This window comes from Spirulina sp. CCY15215, from assembly GCF_016888125.1.
Lineage (GTDB): Bacteria > Cyanobacteriota > Cyanobacteriia > Cyanobacteriales > Spirulinaceae > CCY15215.
In genome coordinates this window covers 1-3850 of record NZ_JACSWA010000502.1, presented here as the reverse complement: position 1 = coordinate 3850, position 3850 = coordinate 1, and the positions used below count along the sequence as shown (strand labels likewise).

Genomic DNA, 3850 nt, shown 5'->3' with positions numbered 1-3850 from the left:
CTAAATAACGTAGCGATTTCTCGCTGAGTCTGGTCAGGTTAGGGCTTTTTCAAGCTCCCGCTAGAGTCCGGAGGACTTAGCGGTGAGTTCCTGACTTTGCGGATTGCGAAAAATCAATAATCGGTGTTGCTGTAGATCGGCAATCCAATATTCGGGAATTCCGTTTTCTGCATATATTTTACGCTTAATATCGGTATCTTTGGCCAAGCTGGTATTGGCATATTCAATGAGCCAAAAGACTTCTTCTGCATTCGGGTGTCGATATCGATATTCTCCACCTAAAGGGCGCACGATCGCGATATCGGGTTCCGGTTCTGAATGATCGCTGAGGGTAATAGGATGACTTTGACGGACTTCGGCGCGATCGCCTAATAAGCGTGTTAAATATTTATCTGTACGAGTTCCCAGATAAGCGTGTTCGGGTCCCTCTGGCGGCATTTCAACAATGTCTCCCTGCAATAGTTCCAAATGACGCTCTTCGAGTAGACCTGTTGCAATCATTTGGTGATATTCATCAATATTCCATCGAGCCAGTGCGATCGCCATAATAATTTTTTCCGATCGCAAATTCTGCGATCGCGTTTCCCATCAACTCTATGCTATTGCAATTGTAAATGAGATGCCACCAACGCGATCGCCTGATTTAGCTTGTTACCAATTGCGGCGAAATAATTGACCCGTCCAAACGTTAAATAAGCCGTGAGGGAAATAGCCTAAGATTAGACCTAATGTGAGGGCAAACATCATTCCTCCTATCATATTGATTTCCAAATGAGTAGAATGAACGGCAACTTGTCCGAGAATATAGAAAATAATTGCGCCCCAAAGTGCCTTATTGCGGAGTTGCCAACCTTGGTAAATTCCAAAACTCGCACAAATGAGGAGAGAAGGATAAAACAAATAGAGCGAGAGTTGCTGAATTGCGTCTGATGCAAATATATCTGATGCAAACATAGTTGTTTTAGGAAGTTGTTTTAGGAAATGAAGAAGTTCCAAAATAGAGCATCTACAGTTTTGATGTTATAACACACCAGAACCCTAAGATACTTGCTCCTAAACCTAGCAGAAAGAATGACAGAAGTTGAGATTTACTTATTTTTTTAACAACAAAGATAACAAACTTTACGAAAAATGAAGAGATTGCAGGCGATCGCATCGTTTTTTGTAATTTTAATGACCGAAAATAAATTTCTCCTGAAGTTTTGTTACAGAATATTTTGAGATTGCAAATTTGCTTGATAAACAATCAACTGGTTGTTATATCCATCATTATTTTAAGTTTTATTTTCTTTATGCAAAAAGTCTTCTAGAACTACAGTCCTATACTCTCCATTTTCACAAACTTTAAATTCAGATAATTGATGCTCTTTTTGGCGATCGACAAAAAGTTTACGCGCTTTTTTATCAGATAATTTATTAATATTATAATGACAAAAATCTCCACTTTGGCTTGTTTGTTGTTCTAGTTCGCATTCGTCGGGGAGTATCTGTTCTTCAAATTCCCAGAAAACCGGGGGATCGCTACTTGTGGGGGGTGGGTAGTATTCTCTAATATGCGAACAAATTGTTTGTTTTTGCTCCAATACACATTCTTTATTGAAAACAGAGATGCCTCCATTAGTAGATGGTTTGAATGCGACACTCGTAAATCTTTTCTTTCTAGGGTCGTAATGTTTGATGTTGAGAATTCTAATGAGCCGCATAATTTATTATTGAATAAACGCATATTGTTGTGAGAGGCAACAATAAACTTTTCAATAGCAATACTATTAATTCTTTCTAAAATATTTTTGAATTTTAATTTCTCTTTGTAAAGAATTACTTCATCGTCACACTCGTAAACAAAAGTTACGCTTTCATTGGGTTCTATAGTAAATTCCCAATACTCTTGGGCAAAATAGAGAGTAACCATGATTTCTCCATTCAGTCCAGGGAAAGCATCCATTTCCCGAAACCCGCAGTGAGAAGAAAATTTTATCAGATCGATCGCTTTTGCAACGATTCTATTGTTAAATGCTTGACCTTCTCCAAAACTCCATCCTTTAACATAGTTTCGGAAAGAATTTATTTTTTTAATTGTTTGAATCATTTTCCTCTTTTGATCCTTTTATTGTGCCAAAATAGGGTATTTCGTGGCCTGTTTTCTCTTCAAAATCATTAACGACTTGTAGTAACGTTATTCCTAGCGCTTTTATTGTCATATACGAAGAATTTAAAAGCACTTTATTTACACCATTTTTTTTAAGTAAAATCAGAACATCACTTTCATTTAAACCTACTCCAAATTCATTGAAATATATATCTGGTGTGTCTTCAATAGCTATTTCCCAAACGTTTTCATTATTTTCTTGGTCATTCATATTTTTTCTCCTATCTCTAGAGAACTAATTTAGTGTATTTATGTTTAAAAGCATAATACCAAGATTATAACACACTACTTAAACCTTGTCATTTGGACTCGATAGCGTTGTTTCTTCGTCACGGCAATTTCTCCAACTTCAACCCTTCCTTTTCCTCGCATAGAAATCAAATCCCCCGATTTTACCGTGTAACTGGGTTGGGAAATTTCCTTCCAATTTACCCGTACATCTCCCGAAGAAATCGCATCTACCATTTTATTGCGAGAAAGTCCTAAACCTGCCGAGGCGATCGCATCCAAACGTAAAGAGGCTTCCACTGTTGTCATTTCCTTCTTGGTTGGAGGACGAACTTTTAAGTCACTGATCTCGATGGGTCGTACCTTGACCGAAACCGATCGCACTTGCAGCAAACTGCCTTGTAAAAACTCCACCAATTCTGGCACAACGATCGCCTGTCCCCCTCGTTCTCCCAAGACTAAAATATCGCCAATTTTTTCTCGAACTACCCCCGTCCCTAAAATAGCCCCCAAAAAGTCCCGATGAGTCGCAGGATCGAACAAAAAATTCCCTGCAATGTCGATCGCCGCTAATTCCACTTGAGACTCCTCTAAGGGCAATTCAGACCGGGCGATCGCGATTCTTTGGCGTTCTGCTTGAGGATATCCCCCCCATACCAATAACTTCAACTCCGTTAACTTCGCAAATCTTTCCCGAACCTCCATCACTACTGGAGGGGAGAAAAAATCCGTCACCGTCACTTCCCAAGTCTTCAAGGCTTGTTCAGCGCGATCGATAATACGCACCATTTCTTCGCGGTTGTCAACCCCTTTTAATAATTCTTCTTTGGGTAGCATTTTTCTTGAGGTGTGGGAGGTTTGGGAATCTAGTTAAAATTGTTCGGTATAACCTTGTAAAGTTTCAGGATTAAATTGGCGCAAAATTGGCGTGGCTTTATTTTGAGTTGGTTTTGAACCATTGACAATCACTAAATATTTGCCTTCCTGCAAGCGGTTGCGATAAGGAAGCGCATCGCCACTCCCTTGAGATAAACCTACGCCACCGCCAACAAAAACACTCCCCATTGAACCCCCCATCGCCCCCAAAAGTCCGCCGAGGATATTATTACCGAACTGTCCCGTCCAAGTAAAAACATTCGTGTGGGCGATCGCATTAAAAGTAAACCCCGCCGCAAAGCCAAAAGGAATCAGCCACATCGCCATGAATTTCGCCTGTTTCTTGGCTTGTTGTGCTGGATCCACAAAGCCAAACTCATCGGCACTTTTATAACCGCGACCCACAATCGTTAATAAATCCGTAGAGATACCCGCCTTCTCCAAAGATGTATAGGCTTCTTCCGCCTGAATGCGATCGGGCAACACTGCAATTAAATAACTCATCAGAAAAATTGGGTAGAAACCCCGTCCTTATAGGACGGCTTTATATTAGTTTCGCTACCGCCTTGGAGTTGTTTAATTAGGGTGCTTTTGTAT

6 protein-coding genes are annotated in these 3850 nt (G+C 40.0%); all 6 read right to left on the bottom strand.

All coding sequences use genetic code 11. The features are described 5' to 3' along the window. Positions 1-60 precede the first annotated feature (60 nt). The 6 genes from JUI58_RS16800 to JUI58_RS16775 all read right to left on the bottom strand — a co-directional run bounded on the left by JUI58_RS16800 (position 61) and on the right by JUI58_RS16775 (position 3757). Entirely contained in the window at positions 61-567 is a 507-nt protein-coding gene (locus JUI58_RS16800) for a Uma2 family endonuclease (protein WP_239121537.1), read from the bottom strand. Positions 568-651: 84 nt separating this feature from the next. Beyond that, a complete protein-coding gene (locus JUI58_RS16795; RefSeq protein WP_204104953.1) occupies positions 652-954 on the bottom strand; it encodes a hypothetical protein in 303 nt (100 codons plus the stop codon). A 508-nt stretch (positions 955-1462) separates the two neighbouring features. Then, entirely contained in the window at positions 1463-2089 is a 627-nt protein-coding gene (locus tag JUI58_RS16790) for a hypothetical protein (protein WP_204104952.1), read from the bottom strand. Continuing rightward, positions 2073-2360 (bottom strand): hypothetical protein, encoded by a 288-nt coding sequence (locus JUI58_RS16785; RefSeq protein WP_204104951.1) that lies wholly within the window; start codon positions 2358-2360, stop codon positions 2073-2075. The genes JUI58_RS16790 and JUI58_RS16785 overlap by 17 nt, the downstream gene beginning before the upstream one ends. 74 nt (positions 2361-2434) lie before the next feature. Beyond that, entirely contained in the window at positions 2435-3214 is a 780-nt protein-coding gene (locus tag JUI58_RS16780; protein ID WP_204104950.1) for a photosystem II S4 domain protein, read from the bottom strand. 33 nt (positions 3215-3247) lie between these two features. Further along, the gene (locus tag JUI58_RS16775) at positions 3248-3757 is read right to left on the bottom strand and encodes a hypothetical protein (RefSeq protein WP_204104949.1); all 510 of its coding nucleotides are present in this window, start codon (positions 3755-3757) and stop codon (positions 3248-3250) included. Between the last annotated feature and the right edge of the window lie 93 nt (positions 3758-3850).